This is a genomic window from Streptomyces sp. NPDC127097, assembly GCF_042724075.1.
In the GTDB taxonomy this organism is placed as follows: domain Bacteria; phylum Actinomycetota; class Actinomycetes; order Streptomycetales; family Streptomycetaceae; genus Streptomyces.
In genome coordinates this window covers 33,344-51,019 of sequence record NZ_JBHXFI010000002.1, presented here as the reverse complement: position 1 = coordinate 51,019, position 17,676 = coordinate 33,344, and the positions used below count along the sequence as shown (strand labels likewise).

General features: G+C 73.0%; 14 protein-coding genes and 3 pseudogenes. 8 read left to right on the top strand and 9 right to left on the bottom strand.

Going from position 1 to position 17,676, the window contains the following annotated elements; translation table 11 throughout:
• Window positions 1-37 precede the first annotated feature (37 nt).
• Window positions 38-1,132: a ParB/RepB/Spo0J family partition protein gene (locus ACFWJW_RS02140; protein ID WP_387233581.1), complete on the bottom strand. Its 1,095-nt coding sequence runs from the start codon at window positions 1,130-1,132 to the stop codon at window positions 38-40.
• Window positions 1,133-1,467: 335 nt separating this feature from the next.
• Here ACFWJW_RS02140 and ACFWJW_RS02135 point away from each other — a divergent pair, with 335 nt between their 5' ends.
• The 3 genes from ACFWJW_RS02135 (at window position 1,468) to ACFWJW_RS02125 (ending at window position 3,873) form a co-directional block, all read left to right on the top strand.
• On the top strand, window positions 1,468-1,932 hold the full coding sequence (locus tag ACFWJW_RS02135; RefSeq protein WP_387233578.1) for a helix-turn-helix domain-containing protein: 465 nt from the start codon (window positions 1,468-1,470) through the stop codon (window positions 1,930-1,932).
• A gap of 66 nt (window positions 1,933-1,998) precedes the next feature.
• Window positions 1,999-2,571 (top strand): ImmA/IrrE family metallo-endopeptidase, encoded by a 573-nt coding sequence (locus ACFWJW_RS02130; protein WP_387233575.1) that lies wholly within the window; start codon window positions 1,999-2,001, stop codon window positions 2,569-2,571.
• A gap of 3 nt (window positions 2,572-2,574) precedes the next feature.
• A complete protein-coding gene (locus ACFWJW_RS02125; protein ID WP_387233572.1) occupies window positions 2,575-3,873 on the top strand; it encodes an MAB_1171c family putative transporter in 1,299 nt (432 codons plus the stop codon).
• Here the strand turns inward: ACFWJW_RS02125 and ACFWJW_RS02120 are convergent.
• Entirely contained in the window at window positions 3,825-4,853 is a 1,029-nt protein-coding gene (locus ACFWJW_RS02120; RefSeq protein WP_387234347.1) for an AI-2E family transporter, read from the bottom strand. The genes ACFWJW_RS02125 and ACFWJW_RS02120 overlap by 49 nt on opposite strands.
• A 521-nt stretch (window positions 4,854-5,374) precedes the next feature.
• Here ACFWJW_RS02120 and ACFWJW_RS02115 point away from each other — a divergent pair.
• Both ACFWJW_RS02115 and ACFWJW_RS02110 read left to right on the top strand, forming a co-directional pair.
• Window positions 5,375-5,719, top strand: a pseudogene (locus tag ACFWJW_RS02115) (YciI family protein); the annotation flags it as partial.
• 83 nt (window positions 5,720-5,802) lie between these two features.
• Window positions 5,803-6,160: pseudogene (locus ACFWJW_RS02110) on the top strand (DUF6596 domain-containing protein); the annotation flags it as partial.
• 181 nt (window positions 6,161-6,341) lie between these two features.
• On the opposite strand, the gene ACFWJW_RS02105 reads toward ACFWJW_RS02110, so the two are convergent.
• Window positions 6,342-7,079: a hypothetical protein gene (locus ACFWJW_RS02105; RefSeq protein WP_387233569.1), complete on the bottom strand. Its 738-nt coding sequence runs from the start codon at window positions 7,077-7,079 to the stop codon at window positions 6,342-6,344.
• Between the two features lie 251 nt (window positions 7,080-7,330).
• Window positions 7,331-8,467 carry an FAD-dependent oxidoreductase gene (locus tag ACFWJW_RS02100; RefSeq protein WP_387233566.1) on the bottom strand — a complete coding sequence of 379 codons (1,137 nt, stop codon included), beginning with the start codon at window positions 8,465-8,467 and terminating at the stop codon, window positions 7,331-7,333.
• Between the two features lie 270 nt (window positions 8,468-8,737).
• On the opposite strand from ACFWJW_RS02100, the gene ACFWJW_RS02095 reads away from it, so the two are divergent.
• The 3 genes from ACFWJW_RS02095 (at window position 8,738) to ACFWJW_RS02085 (ending at window position 11,496) form a co-directional block, all read left to right on the top strand.
• Window positions 8,738-9,280, top strand: coding sequence for a hypothetical protein (locus ACFWJW_RS02095; RefSeq protein WP_387233563.1), 543 nt, complete (start codon window positions 8,738-8,740; stop codon window positions 9,278-9,280).
• 138 nt (window positions 9,281-9,418) lie between these two features.
• Window positions 9,419-10,207 (top strand): alpha/beta fold hydrolase, encoded by a 789-nt coding sequence (locus tag ACFWJW_RS02090; protein ID WP_387233560.1) that lies wholly within the window; start codon window positions 9,419-9,421, stop codon window positions 10,205-10,207.
• Window positions 10,204-11,496, top strand: a complete 1,293-nt coding sequence (locus ACFWJW_RS02085; RefSeq protein WP_387233557.1) for a cytochrome P450 — start codon at window positions 10,204-10,206, stop codon at window positions 11,494-11,496. Before ACFWJW_RS02090 ends, ACFWJW_RS02085 begins: the two co-directional genes overlap by 4 nt.
• Before the next feature lie 68 nt (window positions 11,497-11,564).
• Here ACFWJW_RS02085 and ACFWJW_RS02080 read toward each other — a convergent pair whose 3' ends face one another.
• The 5 genes and pseudogenes from ACFWJW_RS02080 to ACFWJW_RS02060 all read right to left on the bottom strand — a co-directional run bounded on the left by ACFWJW_RS02080 (window position 11,565) and on the right by ACFWJW_RS02060 (window position 17,664).
• Window positions 11,565-13,157, bottom strand: a complete 1,593-nt coding sequence (locus ACFWJW_RS02080) for an ABC transporter ATP-binding protein (RefSeq protein WP_387233554.1) — start codon at window positions 13,155-13,157, stop codon at window positions 11,565-11,567.
• Between the two features lie 287 nt (window positions 13,158-13,444).
• Window positions 13,445-14,275, bottom strand: a pseudogene (locus tag ACFWJW_RS02075) (ABC transporter permease); the annotation flags it as partial.
• Window positions 14,272-15,225, bottom strand: a complete 954-nt coding sequence (locus ACFWJW_RS02070) for an ABC transporter permease (RefSeq protein WP_387233552.1) — start codon at window positions 15,223-15,225, stop codon at window positions 14,272-14,274. The pseudogene ACFWJW_RS02075 and the gene ACFWJW_RS02070, both read right to left, overlap by 4 nt.
• Window positions 15,222-16,808: an ABC transporter substrate-binding protein gene (locus tag ACFWJW_RS02065; RefSeq protein ID WP_387233550.1), complete on the bottom strand. Its 1,587-nt coding sequence runs from the start codon at window positions 16,806-16,808 to the stop codon at window positions 15,222-15,224. The genes ACFWJW_RS02070 and ACFWJW_RS02065 overlap by 4 nt, the downstream gene beginning before the upstream one ends.
• A 49-nt stretch (window positions 16,809-16,857) precedes the next feature.
• Window positions 16,858-17,664, bottom strand: a complete 807-nt coding sequence (locus ACFWJW_RS02060) for a class I SAM-dependent DNA methyltransferase (protein ID WP_387233547.1) — start codon at window positions 17,662-17,664, stop codon at window positions 16,858-16,860.
• Window positions 17,665-17,676: the final 12 nt, after the last annotated feature.

The window sequence follows — 17,676 nt, the reverse complement described above, 5'->3', positions numbered from 1 at the left end:
CCCCGCCGTTCCCGGGCCGGCCGGCCCGCCGCCCGGGTCAGCCCGCCATCCGCCCGTTGTTCTCGATCCGGTCCGCGAACCACAGCCACTCCTCCGCGCACTGGCGCGCCACCTGCGCCACCGAACGCGAACAGTGGGCGGGGACGGCGTCCACCAGCCGCTGCCACTCCGGCGCGTTGATGGAGTGCAGGCTCAGCAGGAACATCAGCCGCCGGCCCACCTCCGTGAACCGCAGCGAGGGGTCCCGGCGCAGGATGTCGAGGGCGGGATGCGTCCCGGACCGGGGCGCCGTCGCCGGCTCCGCCGCCGGCTCCGCGGTGCGCACCGTGACCGCCCCGCCCTTCCGGCCCCCGCCCGCTCCCGTGCCGGCCGGACTCGTCTGCTTCAGTTCCGCCGCCCGCAGCTTGGGCGGGACGGGATCCTGGCCGAGACGGAGGCGTTCGCGGACGTCGCGGGTGGTGGCCAGGGCGATGCCGGCCGCCTCGGAGATCTCGCGCAGCGATGCCTCGGGCCGACGGGCCATCAGTTCGCCGGCCCGGCGCCGCCCCTCGGCCGCGCTCAGGGGCCGGGAACGCCCGTCGCGCCCGATCCGGGTGTTCAACTGCCGCCCGTTCTCAGTTGAACGCTTCCGGATCGCGCTGACCGTGCGCGTGCCGAGTCCGGTGGCCGCGGCGATGAGCCGGTCCGACCACTGGGGGTGGCTGCGGATCACGCGGTCGGCGGCCTGCGCCCGGTCGGCGCGCGAGAGCGGGAGGCCATGGGTGGCGTTGAGCCGTACGGCGAGGACGAAGGCGTCCGGCTCGCTTCCGTCGAAGAACAGGACCTTGGCGTGCGTCTCACCGCGCAGTTCGGCGACCCGCAGCCGGTGCATCCCGTCGATCACCCGCATCGTGGGCCGGTGGACGACGATCGGCGGCAGGGGCGTCTCCGACTCGGCCAGCACCTGTACATGCCGGGAGTCCTCGCCGGCCGTCCTGGGCGAGTCGGACGGTCGCAGCAGCGCGAGGGCGACCAGGGTGGGCTCCTGCCCCTCCCAGGTCCGGTGCCCCTGTAGGCCCGCCGCTCCCCCGTCGCGGCCGCAGCCGCCCGCCTCGTGCCCGGCACCGTCCGCCGCGACTGGTAACCGCTCCAACTGCCGTCACACCCTTTCGTCTTGTCCTCTTGCCGCGGCCGACCCCGCTTCCTGCCACTCCGGTCCACGCCCGGCCGGCACCACGGTCCGGCCGGGTCCGGGCAGCGGCGAACGGAGCGCGGGCACCCCGGCCCGCGGACGGGTCCGGTGCCCGACTGGTGAAGGGTCGCCAGGGGGATCGATCCAACATGAGTCGAGATCACACAAGGCTGCCACGCTAGGCAGCCATGTACGAGGTGTCAACGCAGCGTCTGTGCCTGGGCGTTCAGCCGAGACGGCGTTCGACCAGGAGTGCGCGGTGGCGTTAGATTGATGCCCGGAACGGGAGGCCACACGTGGACAAGTCGAGTACGCCGGGCGGCCGCTCGCTCGCCGACAAGCTCAACCACCTCTTCGAGACGGTCTCGCCGACGGGGCGCGGCCCGTACAACAGCGAGGAAGCGGCGCGGCTCCTGACCGCATCGGGAGTACCGATCTCCGGCAGCTACATCTGGCTGCTGCGCCGAGGGCAGCGGGACAATCCCACGCTCCGGCATCTCGAGGCGCTCGCGAAGCTCTTCGGTGTGCCGCCGGCCTACTTCTTCGACGACCAGGTCACCGCGCAGGTCGACGCGCAGCTCGGACTGCTGACCGCGCTGCACGACAGCGGGGTGCACTCCGTGGCGCTGCGGGCGGCCGGTCTCTCGCCGGCGAGCCTGGAGTCCATCCGTGAGGTGATCGAGCGGGTGCGCGAACTGGAGGGCCTGCCCCGGGACCCGGATGCGGCGCGCGAGCGCGCACCGGGCACCGGTGCTCCGTAGACCTCCGCGCCTCAGCTTGTGCACGAGCCGCCAGAGCGACCCCGGACAGCGCGAGGAACGGTGAGCATGCGCCCTTCAGCCAAGCGCGTCGGCGCCCTTTCAGCACGGCACCTGAAACGCCAGCGCCACGCCTGCCAGGACTTCATCGACGACTTGGGCCTACCGCCGGAATTCACCATTCCCATGGTGGCGGAACGACTGGGCGAGCGCCGTGGCCGCCCGATCGTGCTCACTCCGCTGGAGCTCGGCGCGGGCAGTCTCTACGGGCTCTGGCTCGCCACCGCCACCGCGGACGTCATCGCGTACGAGAGCCGCACCACCCGCCTTCATCAGCACCACATCGTCGCCCATGAACTCGCGCATATCGTCCACGACCACCACGGCTCACATCTGGACGGCGATCCCTCCGATCTGTACCGGCTCTTCCCCGACCTCGACCCGTCGCTGGTCCGTCGCACGCTGGCGCGCTCCACCTACGCCGACCATCAGGAGCGTGAGGCGGAGACCATGGCCTCGCTGTTGTTGATGGCCGCCTCGCGCAGACCACCGGTGCGGCCGGAGCGCACGGCCCCGGAGGCCGCCGGCCTCCTCGCGCGCCTTGAACACTCCCTCGGCCGTACCGGCCGGGGCCCGGTCTGACGCATGCTCTTCACCGTCGTCGCCTGGATCACCGGCGTCAGCGCGCTGATGGCGTTCTGCTACAAGCTTCCGGCCGCACGGCGCACGGGCAATGACCCCGCGCTGGTGGCCCTCTGCGTCTACTTCCTCACGTCCGCCCTCAGCTTCCTCGTCGACCTCGAACCCTTCCGCACCGTCCTCTCGGGCGTCCTGCGCTACCCGAACATCACCACCGTCCTGTCCCAGGCCGCGGTGATCGTGCTGACCGCCGCCCAGCAGGTGGCCCTGGTCCACTGGGCAGACCCGCCGGACAGGGCGCACGCCGAGTCCCGTCGCCGGATACAGGTGTGCAGTGCCGCGCTGATCGTGGTGGTCACGGTCTTCTTCCTGCTCGATCCCCTGAAGCACTACGGGAGCGCCCAGACCGTCTCCGTCATGTACCAGACGGAACCGCACTACGCCATCCACATGGGCCTGTACGTCTCCCTCTGCGCCATCGGGCAGATCGAGGCGCTCCGGCTCTCGCTGCGCTTCGTGGGGCTCGCCCAACGCTCCTGGCTGCGGCGCGGGATGATCGTCATGAGCCTCGGCGCCTCGCTGGTCCTGCTCTACTGCGGCTGTCGCCTCACCACCCTGACCGGCCGCGGCCTCGGCCTGGACATGGACGCGTTCGACCCGGTCGGCTGGCTCTCCGGTGATGTCGGCTCGCTCCTCCAGATCATCGGCTGGACGCTGCCGGCCTGGGGTGTCCACCTGTCCGCCGCGTACCGGTGGCCGGCGCAGTACCGGGCCCACCGTCGGCTGCGTCCGCTGTGGCACGCGGTGTCCGAAGCGGTACCCGCCATCACCCTGGACCCGCCGCCGTTCCGCCGCCGCGGTCCACTGCCGCCGCGCGACATCGGCTACTGCCTCTACCGCGCCGTCATCGAGATCCGCGACGGACAACTCGCCCTGCGTCCGTACGCCGATACCGACGCCGTGCGCCGCCGGGCCGAGGCGCTGCGCCTGACGGTCGAGCCCGGCTCGCCGACGGGTGAGGCGCTGCTGCTCCACACCGCCTTGCAGGCGAGGCGGAGCGGCCCGCCGGCACCGCCCGCGTCGTCGGCCTCGTTCCCCCACACCCCGCACGACGACTTCGCGAAGGAAGTGGCCCGGCTGTCCGCGGTCGCCCGCGCCTTCGTCCAGGTGGACGCCCGCGCGCGGCACCGCGGCCTGGCCCGCCCGGGGAGCGTCCCGGGCCCGGCGCTCGCCTCACCCGGGGAGCGGATCCCCGTTCAGCGCCCCGGGGAGACCGGGGCGGGTGGCCTCCGCAGGACGCCGTAGACGGACCAGGCCACCGAGACCATCGGGACGGCGACCACCGCGCCGAGCACTCCCGCGGTGACGCTGCCGCAGATGACGGTGAGGGCCACCACCACCGGGTGCAGCCGGACCGCCTTGCTCATCACGAGGGGGTGCAGCACATGGCCTTCGATCTGTCCGATGACCACGATCAGCAGCACGACGACGGCGGCCACCACCGGTCCCTTCGCGGCCAGCGCCACCACGGCGGCGATGGCCAGTGCCACGGGCGAGCCCACCAGCGGGATGAACGCGGCGAAGAATTCCAGCACCGCCAGGGGAAGGGCGAGGGGAATCCCCAGCGCGAAGAGTCCCGCTCCTACGAGAACGGCGTTGATGGCGGCCACCACCACGATGCCCCGGGTGTAGCCGGTGAAGGTGATCCATGCCGCGCACCCGGCGGCATGCACGGGATGCCGCCCGCCCACCGGCAGCTGGCCGCCGAACCATTCCCACATCCGGTCGCCCGAATGCAGAAAGAAAATCGAGCAGAAGAGTGCCAGTACTCCCACGGTCAGGACGGCCACGACCTGGCCGACGCCGCTGAGTGCGGTGCTGATCAGGGTGGCGCGATGGCTGGTCACGAAGCGCGAGATCCGGGCCTGGAGATCGGAGAGCGTCCCCGGACGCAGATGGACCGGCGGCCCTTCGAGCCAGCGCTCGATGCGCTGCACGCCGCCGACGAACTCCCGGCGCAGTCCGTCCCACTCACCGGCGACGGTCGCCCCGATCAGGCTGAGCACGGTGAAGAGCAGCAGGATGCCGACCACGAGGCCGAGCGCGACCGCCGCCGAGCGTGGCATCCAGCGGCTCAGCAGACTGACCGCCGGCTCCAGGAGGGCGGTCAGCACCAGGGCCAGGAAGACGGCCAGCGTCACCAGATGGAAGCGGCCCAGCGCCGCGAAGATCGCGTAGGCGGCCGCCCCCACAATGATCAGGCGCCAGGCGTACCCGGCCACCACCCGTAGTGTCGGCGAGACCTCGGCGCCCTCCCCCGGGCCGCGGTCCGGCGCACCTCCCCTCGCCCGGCGCACGCCCAGGGCCCGGACCCCGCGGGCGGTACGCCGCGCGGTGCCCCGGGGCCGCCGGGGCCGGTTCCCGTGGGCGTCGGGGGAACGCTCGCGCTCCCCGCCGGACCGGTTCCGCACTTGGCCGTCACCGCCTCCCGCCCCTCCCGTGACCAGCGCCGGAAGGGGGACGACTGCCGCGCGCGAGCTGGTGCGCACGCTCGGCGCATACCCAGAGGTGGTATCACCGCGAAGCGGTCTTCGAACGTGTGCGGGCGGGCATTCCCCCAATGGAGCAGGCGGCCGGCGCACCTGCCGAGAACGCCTCCGCCGCCCCGCGGCGAACCGGGTCGGCCCGGCCGGGCCAGGAAATCTGCGACCGGTCGTGTCACGGTGTCGATTCGGGAGGGGGCCGTTCGTATAGAGGGTGAGAGGCCGGCCCGGCGCCGGCGAGGCGACGGCCGAGGAGGCCCACCATGACGCACTACCTGCTCAGCATCTACCAGCCGGACGGGCCCCCGCCGGCGCCGGAGGTCCTGGAGCCGGTCATGCGGAACGTCGAGGCCCTGAACGCCGAGCTCCGAGCGGCCGGCGCCTGGGTGTTCGCCGGAGGTCTGCACCCGCCGAGCACGGCGACCGTGGTGCGGCAGAAGGACAACCAGGTGCTCACGACCGACGGCCCCTACGTCGAGGGCAAGGAGCACATCGGCGGGTTCACCGTCATCCAGGCGCCCGACCTCGACGCCGCGCTCGCATGGGGCCGCAAGCTCGCCCGCGCCACCACCCTCCCCATCGAGGTCAGGCCGCTTCAGCACGGCTCCTGCGGGTGGCTTCCGGTATGCCGGAGGCGACCGCGGCCGAGGTCGGGCGCGTGTTCCGCGAGGAGTACGGGCGCGCGGTCGCCGTCCTGGTCCGCGAAGACCTCTGCCGGGAGGCGATCCGGCTCGGACGGCTCCTGGCCGAGTTGCTGCCCGACGAGCCGGAGCCGGTGGGGCTGCTCGCCCTCATGCTGCCCGGTCGTGGCCCTGAACCGCGCCGTCGCGGTGGCCGAGGTCGAGGGACCGGAGGCGGGGCTCGCCCTCGTCGACAGTCTCCCCCTCGACCGTTACCACGTCTTCCACGCCATCCGCGCCGATCTGCTCCGCCGCCTCGGCCGCGACGCCGAGGCGGCCCAGGCGTACGAGCAGGCCCTCGCCCGCACCGACAACACGGCGGAACGCCGCTATCTCCAGCGCAGTCTTGAGGCGCTTGTGCGGGAGTGACGCGGCCGGGGTGTCAGGGCCGGGTGTCACGGCCGGGGTGTCAGGGCCCCCTGTACCCGGGTCCGCCCCACGGCACGGTGTGACCCGGCAGCGCTGCTGTTCAGTGGTGGTGGATAGGCAGAGCGCGGGCACGCCGTGGGGAGGGACAGGGGCGCCGGGCGAGGCCGGTGGTGCGGGCCCGTTATGCCCGGGCGGCGGTGAGCGACGGGAGGGGCGTGGGTGAGGTGGGGGCGGCGCTGTCCCGGAGGTTCTGGCATTCGTCCGTCAGATGCGCGAGGGCGGCGGTGAGGGCTTCCTCCGCCTGGTCGTGCGGCGGGGCGTCCGGCAGCACGGCGACGGACAGCTGACGCAGCAGTTCGGTGTGCGTGGCCAGGGCCTGGCGGGTGCGGGTATCGGTGTGGTCGGTGAGCAGCAGACGGGCGGCCGTATTGGCGGCGCGCAGTCGGGGCTGGTGGATACGGCGGTGGGGGCGGGGAAGGGCGCGCCAGGCCGTGTTGGCGACGGTGACCAGACGCCAGATCTCGTTGTCGGCGGGGTCGGTGTCGTAGAACCGCAGGCCGTAGCGGCTCACCAGCCAATACGAGGTGGCCAGGACGAGGGCGGTGGCGGCGTCGAAGGCCAGCCAGAAGCCGAGCAGATGGGTCTCGCCGCAGACGGCTCGTACCGCCAGGGCCGCCCCCGCTCCCCCGGCGCCGAACAGCAGGGCCCCGGCGAGCAGAAGCAGCAGCGCGGCCGGGAGGGCGCCGATGCCATTGGCGCTGTCGAGGCGCGCCATGCCCTTCCAATGGGGCGCGAGATAGCGGGCGTAGCGGGCCCACCTGGGGGCGGGTTCGATCAGGGCGATACGTCCGGCCCAGCTGACGCTCTGCGGTCTCTTGGTGCTGTTGATGCCCGAGGTCGGGCTGGTGCAGGGAATCACGTGAGCGACAACGAGTGGTGAGGGAAAACGCGACAGCCGAAGCGGAGGTTTAAGGGACAGATTCCCCCCTCCGGCCGGGCGCGCGCCGCTGCGGTCCGAATGCGCCGGTGGCATACCCTGTCGATCATCCGATACATACGCGCGGCGGGCGCGCCCCCGGCCGACGCCCCGGGCGGGCGCGGTTCGGGGTCCTGGCCGGTTCATCGACGCCCGAGGCCCGCACGACTACGGCGCACGCCTGGGCGAATGCCCTATTGGGCCTGCTCGTGTCCGGTGAACGCGGCGATCAGACCTTGGGCTGTGTTGTTTTCGGAGTCGAGCCCGTGGGCCTCGGCGCCTTCGAAAGTGACAGCCTCGGTGCTGCGGGTGTACATGGCCTGCTCGTACTCGGCGAGCGCGGCGTCGATGTCGTACGGGCGCGCGGCGAGGGTCTTGCCGAGTTCGGCACCGTCGAGCATGGCCAGGTTGGCGCCTTCGCCGTTCGGGGCCGCGAGGTGGGCGGCATCGCCGAGCAGGGTCACCCCCGGCACCCGGCCCCACCGGTGCCCGGCCGGCAGAGCGTAGAGGGGGCGCAGGACCGGTGGGATGTCGGCGTCCGTGATCAGCGCGGTGAGCTCCGGCGCCCAGCCGGCGAATTCCTGCGCGATCCGCGCGGTGGCCGCGGCGGCATCGGTGAAATCGATGGCGCCGAACCAGTCCTGCGGCCCGGACAGCCCCACGTAGGCGTGCAGGGTGTCGCCCTTTTCCCGGTGCGCGAAGATCTCCCGGCCCGGCGTGGGCGCGATCATCGACCCGCCGCCGACCGCCTTCGCGGCGGCGGGGTGCCGGGTGTCGGCGTCGAACAGGTAGGTCTCGACGACCGACCTGCCGAGGTACTCGGGTGTGGCGGCGGACAGCAGCGGCCGGACCCGTGACCACGCGCCGTCCGCGCCGACCAGCATGCTCGTGACGACGGTTCCGCCGCCTGCGAACGTCACCTCGTGGCGGCCCCCGCCGAGGGCGCGGACGCCGCTGGCCTTGTGGCCCCACCGGACGGTGCCGGCCGGGAGCGCGTCGAGGAGCACCTGTCGCAGCTCGCCGCGCTGCACCTCGGGGCGTCCACCCGTGCCGTCATCGGCTTGCTCGAACTGGACCGTTCCGTCCGGGTCGAGGACCCGCATTGCCTGGCGGCCCTCCAGGATGAGGCCGCGGAACTCGTCCATCAAATCGGCTTCCGCAAGGGCGAGTTGACCGTTGTAGTCATGGATGTCGAGCATCCCGCCCTGCGAACGCGCAGCCGGGGAGGGCTCCGCCTCGTAGACCGTGGCCGGTATTCCGTGGACATGCAGGACGCGGGCGAGCGTGAGGCCGCCGAGCCCGGCGCCGATGATCGTCACGTCAGTGGTCATGGAGCTTCCTTCCAGATCGTGCACCGCCGGACGGACACCCGGCAGGTCACGCCGGAAGCGCCGCTCCCGTAAGCCGGGACACTCCGGTGCTGGTGGCCGGCCCCGTTGATGACCGGCGCCCACAGCTCCAATGTCCCGGCAGCCCCCGACAGCTCACCGACAGGTCACCGTCCACGGCCGACAACCGGCCGACACCGGCCCGGTCCCTGCAAAGGATCTGTGCGTGCGGAGCCAAGCTGCCAAGGGATCGGCTTCGGTACGGTTCCCGGCATGTCTGCTCCCCCTGATAGCTACGACTCGACCCGTCATCCCGATCTCCTGGCATGGCTGACCGAACGACAGACCGGCTTCGAACGCTGGGCCCACGAAGCCGGCGGCGTCACCCCGTTCGACTTCTCCAATGCCTCCCTGGACGCGCTGGAAGACCTGGTGAGGGAGTCGTACACCGAGACGGAGGAGATCACGCAGCAGCGCCGCACCCTCTTCATCCAAGGCTCCGTGTGGTACATCGGCGAAGTCTTGTGCCGCCGCAAGGGGTGGGTATGGAAGTTCGAGCCGGACTTCGACACGGGCGAAGTACCGCCGTTCTACGGCGAGACAGAAGCGCCGGGACTCCTGGACACCCCCTGCGTGGGCGCACCCGCGGCCGGTCCCGGTGAGCACTGGTACCCGCTGAACACGCTGCGCCGCCTGCTCGCCGAGGACGACGAGGTGGGCAATCCGATGGACGAACGGCTCGTCGGGATGGTCGAAGGCTGGTACGACGAGGAGGAGGACGAAGACGGCGAGGACCAGGAGGGCTACGCGGGCTGATGCGCCCGGTGAACCTGTCTCCTCCCCGCCCACCAGGCCCGTGGCGCCCTTGCAGGGCAGGGAGGTTAAGGACACTGTGGTCGCACTGGGTAGTTGGCCTGCGCGGCCGGCAGGTTCCGTCACACGGTTGGAGTGAGCGTGGCTTCCTTCGTACTGCCCCATGCCTTGCACGGCTCGGGATCGCACAAGGTCATCGCCGTGCACGGATGGTTCGCCGACCGGACGGCCTTCGACCCGGTCCGGCCGGATCTGGACCAGGACGCGTTCCAGTACACCCTGGTCGATCTCCGTGGCTATGGCGAGGCGAAGGACGCGGCCGGCGCGTACACCACCGGTGAGGGGGCGGCCGATGTGCTGGCGCTCGCCAACCGGCTGGGCTGGGAGCGGTTCTCGGTGATCGGCCATTCGATGGGGGCGAGCGTCGTCCAGCGGGTGCTGGCCGCGGCGCCGCGCCGGGTGCGCCGGATGGTCGGCATCTCTCCGGTCCCCGCCTCCGGGCTGCCGCTGCCGCCGGAGCAGTGGGAGCTGTTCTCCTCCGCTGCCCACGCCCCGGGGAGCCGGCGGGCCATCCTCGACTTCACCACGGGCGGGCGGCGGCCCGCCGCCTGGCTGGACCGGATGGTGCGGCGGTCGCTGGAGTGCAGCGATCCGAAGGCGTTCCGTTCCTGGCTGGACTCCTGGTCCGGGGAGGGGTTCGTCGCGGAGGTCGAGGGGTCGGCGGTGCCCGCGCTGGCGGTGACCGGCACGCTGGATCCCGCGCTCAACGCGGAGCTGACCCGGCAGACCTGGCTGCGGTGGTACACCCGCAGTGAGCTGGTCGAGCTGCCCTCGGCGGGGCATTACGCCATGGACGAGACACCGCTCGAACTGATCCGGGCCGTGGAGGACTTCCTGCGCGCCGACGATGACGGAGCGGCGGCGGGATGACGGCATCCGCAGCCGACGGCGCGGACCGGGAAGTGCCGGACGTCTTCGATCCGCGCGGCTATGCCGACGGGCTGCCGCACGCGGCGTACCGGCTCTTGCGCGACCGGTATCCGGTGGCCTGGCAGGAGGAGCCCGAGGTGCTCGGCTGGCCCGCCGGGCCGGGCTTCTGGGCGGTCACCCGCCATCAGGACGTCGTACGGGTCCTGAAGGACGCCGGCACCTTCTCCTCGCACCTGGGCGCCACCCAGATCCGCGATCCCGACCCTGCCGACCTGCCGTTCATCCGCCGCATGATGCTCAATCAGGATCCCCCGGACCACGGCCGGCTGCGCCGCTCGGTCAGCCGGGCCTTCACCCCTCGCCAGGTCGACCGCTTCGGCGCCGTCATCCGCGAGCGGGCCCGTGCGCTGCTTTCGGAAGCGGTCGCCGCAGCGCGCGCCGGGGACGGGGTGGGTGACCTCGTCACCGCCGTCACCGACGACTTCGCGCTGCTCAACCTCGCGGATCTGCTCGGGGTGCCGGCCGCTGAGCGCGGGCTGCTCCTGGACTGGACCCGGCGGGTCATCGGCTACCAGGACCCGGACGAGGCCGGCCCGGCCACCGCGGGCCCGGACGGGCGGCCCGCCAACCCGCGCTCCCCGGCGCTGCTCCAGGACATGTTCGGCTTCGCACGGGACCTGGCCGCCCACAAGCGCCGGTGTCCGGGCGACGATGTGATGACGGTGCTCGCCTCGGACCCGGAACTGGCCACGCCCGAGCTGGAGATGTTCTTCTTCCTGCTGACCATCGCGGGCAATGACACGGTGCGCAGCGCGGCTCCCGGCGGACTGCTGGCACTGGCCCGGCACCCGGACGCGTACCGCCGGCTGCGCGCGGGCGCCGTGGGGACGGCGGCAGCTGTGGAGGAGCTGCTGCGCTGGCATCCGCCGGTGCTCAGCTTCCGCCGTACCGCGGCCCGCGACACCGAACTGGCCGGCCGCACCCTTCGCGCCGGTGACAAGGTGGTGGTCTTCCACGGTTCGGCGAATTACGACGAGCGGGTCTTCGCCGACCCGCACCGCCTGGACCTGGCCCGGTCCGCCAATCCCCATGTCTCCTTCGGCGACGGGCCGCATGTCTGCCTGGGCGCCCACCTCGCCCGGCTGCAACTGCGGGTGCTGTACGAGGAGACGTGCCGTCTGCTGCCCGCTCTGGCGGTTGCCGGTCCGCCGCAGCGGCTGGTATCGAACTTCATTCACGGGCTGAAGTCGCTGCCGATGCGGCTGGTGGACGTTCCCAGCGGGGTGTAGGCGGCGGGGAGCCGGTGGTGCGGCTCCTCTCGGCGGCGGCCCCCCCAGGCGTTTGATGGCACGCTCCGTCAGGCCCTCATGGGGACGTGAACCCCGACATCGGGTGCCGGTTGCAGCAAGGCGGCGGTGAGGGGGTGTTGGGGGGCGGTGAGCAGTTGGCCGGCCGGGCCCTGTTCGACGAGGTGGCCGTCGTCGAGTACGGCGATACGGGTGGCCAGGGTCGCGGTGTCGCGGTCATGGGTGATGAGGACCAGGGACAGGTCCGGGTGGGTCCGTACGAGGTCGGCGAGGAGCGTGCACAGGCTGCGGCGGGTGACCGCGTCCTGGCCGGAGGTGATCTCATCGCAGATCAGGACCCGGGGGCGGGCCAGCAGGGCGCGGGCCAGGGCGACGCGCTGGAGTTCACCGCCGGAGAGCTCCGTGGGCCGGCGGCGTATGAGGTCACCGGGCAGCCCCAGGGTGCTCAAGGTGCGCTCGGCCTCGGTCAGGGCATCGGACCGCGGGACCGCGCGCAGCCGGACGGCGGTGCGTGCCACCTGGTCGAGGACCGGGCGGTGTTCGTCGAAGGCGGCCCGGGCGTCCTGGAAGACGTACTGGACGGCGGCCAGTTGGTCGCGGGTGCGGTAGCGGAGGCTGCGGGGCAGCGCGACACCGTCCAGCAGGATCTCGCCGTCGTAGCTGCGGTGGAGACCGGCGAGACAGCGGGCGAGGGTGGTCTTGCCGCTGCCGGAGCGGCCCACAAGGGCCGAACAGCCGGGCGGGAGCAGCAGTTCGGGGGTGCGCAGGACGGTGGACCTGCCGTGGCGGGCGGTGAGGTTCCGGACCTGGAGCACCGCCTTGGCGGCAGCCGGGGCGGGGGCGGTTTCGTCGGCCCGGCTGCCGGCGTCCGTGGGGGTCGGGGCGAGCGGGCTCCGCGGCGGCTCGGTGGAGGCGGCGGGGGTGAGGAGTGCCCGGGTCCAGGAGTGCTGGGGGCCGCTCCAGAGCTGTTCCGGGGTGCCGGATTCGACGATGCGGCCGGCGCGCAGGACATGGACGTGGTCGGCCAGGGTGCGGACGACCTCCAGGTCGTGGCTCAGGAGCAGTACCGCGATGCCCTCCCGGGCCACTGCGGCCAGCTGCTCGGCGACCTGCTGCTTCGTCACCGCGTCCTGGCCGGTGGTCGGTTCGTCCGCGACGAGGAGGCCGGCGCCGGTCAGCAGGGCCTGGGCCAGGACGACGCGCTGCTGTTGGCCGCCGGAGAGCTGGTGGGGGTAGCGGTGCAGCAGGGTTTCGCCGTCGTGGAGCCGGGCCTGTGCGAGCGCGTGCAGGATGCGCTGCCGGATCGCGGCGCAGCGGGCGCGGCGGGGCAGATGGCGTACCTGGGTGCGCGCGATGTCCTGGAGGAGGGCGGCGACCGGCCGGGCGGGGTTGAGGACGGTGGCGGGGTGCTGCGGTACGTAGCCGACGAGGGGGTGGGGGACGCGGACCTCGCCGGTCACCGTGGCACCGGGCGGATACTCGTGGAGCAGGGCGAGTCCGGTGGTGGTCTTGCCGCTGCCGGAGGCGCCGATCAGGGCGGTGATCCGGCCGGGTGGCACCCGCAGGCTCACTCCGTCGACGAGGGCCCGGCCGTCGATGTCGACGCGGAGGTCCTGGACCTCAGCGGCCTCGTTCAGATGCACGGGTGGCTCTTCTCGTCTCGTCCGGGCGCGCGGGGCGGGCCGTCGGTGGGCGGAGGGGCGGCGGTGCGGCCGGGCCTCGGTGCTCGGTCCGGCGCGGGCTCTTGGTCGCGAGGGTCTGGTGCGGGCCCCCGGCTACGAGGGTCCTGCGCGGACCCTTCGTCGCGACGGTCATGCGCGGGCTCTTGGCCGCGACGGTCATGCGCGGGCCCCTGGTCGCGACGGCCCTGCGCGAGCCCTTCGTCGCGACCGTCCTGCGCGAGCCCCCGGCTACGAGGGCCCCGTCCCGGCCTCCGGCCACGGCGGTCCCGTCCCGGCCTGCGGTCGCGCCGGGTGAGGGCGGCGTCGAAGAGCAGGTTGGTGCCCATGGTCAACGCCATGATCAGCACGGCGGGGAGCACGACGGCCCAGGGCTGGATGAACATGCCCGTCCGGTTGCGGTCGACCATCACCGCCCAGTCGGCGGCGTCCGGTTCGGCGCCGACGCCGAGGAAGGCGGCCGTGGCGACCAGGTACAGCACGCCGGTCAGCCGGACCCCGGCGTCGGCGGCGAGGGTGCGCAGGGCCGACCGGCCGACGTAGCCGATGGCCGTCCGCCACCAGGTCTCGCCCTGCATCCGCAGTGCCTCGACCGCGGGCCGGGCGGCCGCTTCGGCGGTGGCGGCCCGGACCGCTCGCGCGGCGTCGGGGATGTTGACCAGTGCCACCAGGAGCGCCAGGCCACCGGCATCGGGCGTCAGGACCGCCGCCACCAGCAGCAGGAACAGCAGCGACGGCACGGCGAGCAGCACGTCCAGCGGCCGCATCACCAGCTCCTCCAGCCAACCGCGGTGGGTCAGCGCCGCGATGAGGCCCAGCGGGATCGCCACCGTATAGGCCAGCGCGGTCGCCGCGAGGGCGGTCAGGAGCACCGGGCGGCCGCCGAGCAGTACCTGCCGCCAGACGTCCCGGCCGACGAAGTCGGTGCCGGCCCAGTGCCCGCCGCCGAGGGTGAAGGAGGCGGCCCGTGGTCCCGGCTCCCCGGCGAACAGCGGCCCGAGCAGGGCGATGAGCAGCGGGACGGTGATGATCAGCAGGGCGAGGGTGAAGCGGCGCGGGCCGGGGGCCGTACGGGGATTCATGCCGCCACCCCCGTTCGGGGCACCAGGCGGTAAGTGGCAAGGTCCGCACCGAGGTTGAGGACGACGGCGGTGCAGCCGAAGACGACGGCCAGGCCCTGGATGACGGGGACATCGCGTTCCGCGACGGCATTCATCAGGACCGTTCCGAGTCCGGGGATCACGAACAGGGCCTCCACGACGATGACACCGCACAGCAGCCAGTCGACCGTGCGGGCGAGCTGCTGGGCGGCGGGCGCAAGGGCGTTGGGGAGGGCGTGCGCATAGCGGAGGCGCGCGCCGGGGATGCCGTAGCGGCGGGCCTGTGCGACGTACGGCGAGGCCAGCGCCTCGATCATGCCGGCGCGGACCAGCCGCGCCAGCGAGCACACCGGGCGGGACAGCAGCACCACTACGGGCAGCACCAGCGCCGCGGGATGGGCGAGCAGATCGTCGCCGTAGCCGACGGCGGTCGGCGGCAGCCAGCCCAGGCGCAGCGCGAAGACCGTCACCAGCAGCACCCCGAAGGCGAACTCCGGTACCGCGTACACCCCCAGGGTCACCGAGCTGATGAGGCGGTCCACGAGCCGTCCTTCGTGGCGGGCGGCCAGCACGCCGAGGCCGCCGGCCAGCGGCACCAACAGGAGCAGGGTGAGCGCGGCGAGCAGCAGGGTCGGTCCGAAGCCGTCGGCGAGGTAGGAGCTGACCGGGCGGCCCGAGGCCAGTGAGGTGCCGAGGTCGCCGTGCAGCAGCCCGGCCGTCCAGGCCGCGAGGCGTTCGTGGGCGGGCCGGTCGAGGTGCAGGGTCTCCCGGATGGCCGCGATCCGCCCGGGGTCGGGCTGGTCACCGGCGAGCACCACCGCGGCGTCGCCGGGCAGCGCCTCGGTGAGGGCGAAGACGAGCAGCACGACGGCGACGGTCTGTCCGGCACCGAGCAGCAGCCGCCGGACCAGCCATGACCGCAGACCGGTCACGCGAGCCACACCTTGTCGAAGCGGGCCCAGTCGAGCGTGTTGGCGGGGGCCCGGTGCGCCACGCCGCGGACCGTGCGGGCGGTGCCCAGGATCCAGTCGGCGAAGCCCCAGACCAGGAAGCCGCCCTCGGCGTGCAGCCGGCGCTGCATGCGGGCGTACACGGCGGCCCGGTCCTCCTTGTTCCGGGTGGACTGGGCCTGCTGGTAGAGCGCGTCGAAGTCCTTGTGGTGCCACTTGGTGGCGTTGGTGGTGGAGCCGGACAGCAGGCGCTGGGAGAAGTGCGACTCGATGGGCATCGCGCCGGAGCGGTAGCAGCACAGCGTTCCGGAGTCGAGGGTGTCCTGCCAGTAGCTGTCCTTGCTGCCCATCGCCACCTTCACCCGCACGCCGGCCTTGGCGGCCTGGTCCCGGAAGATGGCGGCGGACTCGGTGAACCCGGCGGCGACGGGCGAGGTGTCGAGGGTGACCCGCAGCCCGTCGGCGCCGGCCTTCTTCAGCAGGTGGCGGGCCCGGTCGAGGTCCTGCTCGCGCTGCGGCAGACCGTCGGCGTAGTACTCGTAGCCCTTGCCGAACAGGTCGTTGCCGATCTCGCCGGCGCCGGAGAGCGCGCCGTCGACCAGTTCCCTGCGGTCGGCGAGGAGGAAGAACGCCTCGCGCACCCGCTTGTCGTCGAACGGCGGGCGGTCGGTCTTCATCGCGAACGCCTGCATCGCGCTGTTGCGCAGCCGGACGATCTCGATCTGTCCCTTGCCCTCGTGGGCGCGGGCGGTCGTCGGTGTCAGCTCGTGGGCGTATTCGACCTGGCCGCCCAGCAGGGAGTTGAGGCGTGCGGACTCCTCGTTGGCGACCAGGAATTCCAGCTGGTCCAGGTAGGGCGCGCCGTCCCAGTAGTCGTCGTTGCGCCGGAAGACGGCGGAGCGGCCGGGCGTGAAGGAGACGAAGCGGAACGGGCCGCTGCCGACCGGCTTCGTGTCGAAGTCCGTCGCGCCGTCGGGGACGATATACGCGCCGAACGCGGCCAGGAGGTTGGGGAAATCGGCGGTCGGGCGCTTCAGTGCGAACTCGACGGTGCGCTCGTCGGCGGCCCGGCTCGCCTTGAGGTCGAGGGGCTCCAGTGACGCCTTGGCCCGGAATGCCTTCTTGGGGTCGGCGATCCGGCGGAAGCTGTAGAGGACATCGCGGGCGGTGACCGGTTCGCCGTTGTGGAAGGTCGCCTTGCGCAGCCGCACCGTCCAGCGGTCCAGGGCGGCGTTCGGCTCCCAGGAGGCGGCCAGCCGCGGCTCGGCGGCGAGGTCGGCGCCGAAGTCGGCGAGCTTGTCGAAGAGGGCCTTGGCGCGGGCGGCGTCGGCGAAGAGGTTGGCCAGATGCGGGTCGAGGGTCTCGCTCGCGCCGCCGCCCGCGAAGGCGGCGCGCAGCTTCCCGCCGCGCCGGGGCTTGCCGCCGCCCTCAGCGGCGCCCTCGCCGGGGCCCGTGCAGCCGGCGAGGGCGAGCGCGCCGAGGCCGGCCGCCCCGCCGGCCGCGGCGAGGAAGCCTCGGCGGCGCAGGCCGGGGAAGCGTGGGTCGTGGACGGGACCTTCGTACATGGCGGTTTCCTTGCTGTGCGCGGGTGGGTGGCGGGAGGTGGGGCGGGCGTCAGTCGTGCCGGGCGAGCCGGGCGACGAGGTGCAGCCGGTCCCCGTCGGCGGATGCGCCGGGCGCGGCGCCTTCGTGCCAGGCCGGGTCGGTGCGCGGCCCCGGCCCGTCGTGGAGTTCGAGGACCTCGAAGCCGTGCGCGGCGAGGGCGTACCGCAGCTCCTGGGGGAAGAGCAGCCGCCATGCGGAGCGCTGCGCGTGGGGCGGGGAGCCGTCGTCGGCGGTCCAGATGCGGGTGCGGCGCAGGAGTTGGGCGGCGCGGTCGACGGACAGCGTGGTGGTGGAGGTGTAGGTGGTGCCGCGCCAGGTGAAGTCGTGGACGGCCGGGGCGTCGAGCAGTTCCGTGCGGCCGAGGAAGAAGGCGCCGTTGCGCATCTCGGCCACGAGCAGCCCGCCGGGTGTGAGGCCACGTCGGCAGGAGGCGAGGAAGCCGTCGAGTTCGGCGTTGGTGTGGCAGTAGAGCAGGGCGCTGTCCAGGCACACGACGGCGTCGAAGGGGCCTTGGTCGAGGGCGAAGTCGCGCAGGTCGGCGTGGACGTAGGCCGGTCCGGGGTGGTGGGTGCGGGCGTGGGCGAGCATCGCGGCGGAGAGGTCCGCCCCGACGACGGTGCGGCCCGCCCGGTGCAGAGACGCGGCGTCGCGTCCGGTGCCGCAGCCGAGGTCCAGGACGCGGCTGCCCGCGCGGTGCCGGCGCAGGCAGTCCTCGGCCCAGCGGCCGGCGAGCCGTTCGGTGTCGGGGAAGCGGGCCTCGTAGAGCTCCGGGTTGTCGGTCAGCAGGTTGTCGGTCAGCAGGTTGTCGGGGTGCATGTCCGGTTCCAT

Bases quoted from the DNA above. Each gene is read 5' to 3' on its own strand.
- ACFWJW_RS02130 (WP_387233575.1), top strand. From the start codon at position 1,999: ATGCGCCCTTCAGCCAAGCGCGTCGGCGCCCTTTCAGCACGGCACCTG.
- ACFWJW_RS02125 (WP_387233572.1), top strand. From the start codon at position 2,575: ATGCTCTTCACCGTCGTCGCCTGGATCACCGGCGTCAGCGCGCTGATG.
- ACFWJW_RS02100 (WP_387233566.1), bottom strand. From the start codon at position 8,467: ATGACCACTGACGTGACGATCATCGGCGCCGGGCTCGGCGGCCTCACG.
- ACFWJW_RS02095 (WP_387233563.1), top strand. From the start codon at position 8,738: ATGTCTGCTCCCCCTGATAGCTACGACTCGACCCGTCATCCCGATCTC.
- ACFWJW_RS02085 (WP_387233557.1), top strand. From the start codon at position 10,204: ATGACGGCATCCGCAGCCGACGGCGCGGACCGGGAAGTGCCGGACGTC.
- ACFWJW_RS02065 (WP_387233550.1), bottom strand. From the start codon at position 16,808: ATGTACGAAGGTCCCGTCCACGACCCACGCTTCCCCGGCCTGCGCCGC.
- ACFWJW_RS02060 (WP_387233547.1), bottom strand. From the start codon at position 17,664: ATGCACCCCGACAACCTGCTGACCGACAACCTGCTGACCGACAACCCG.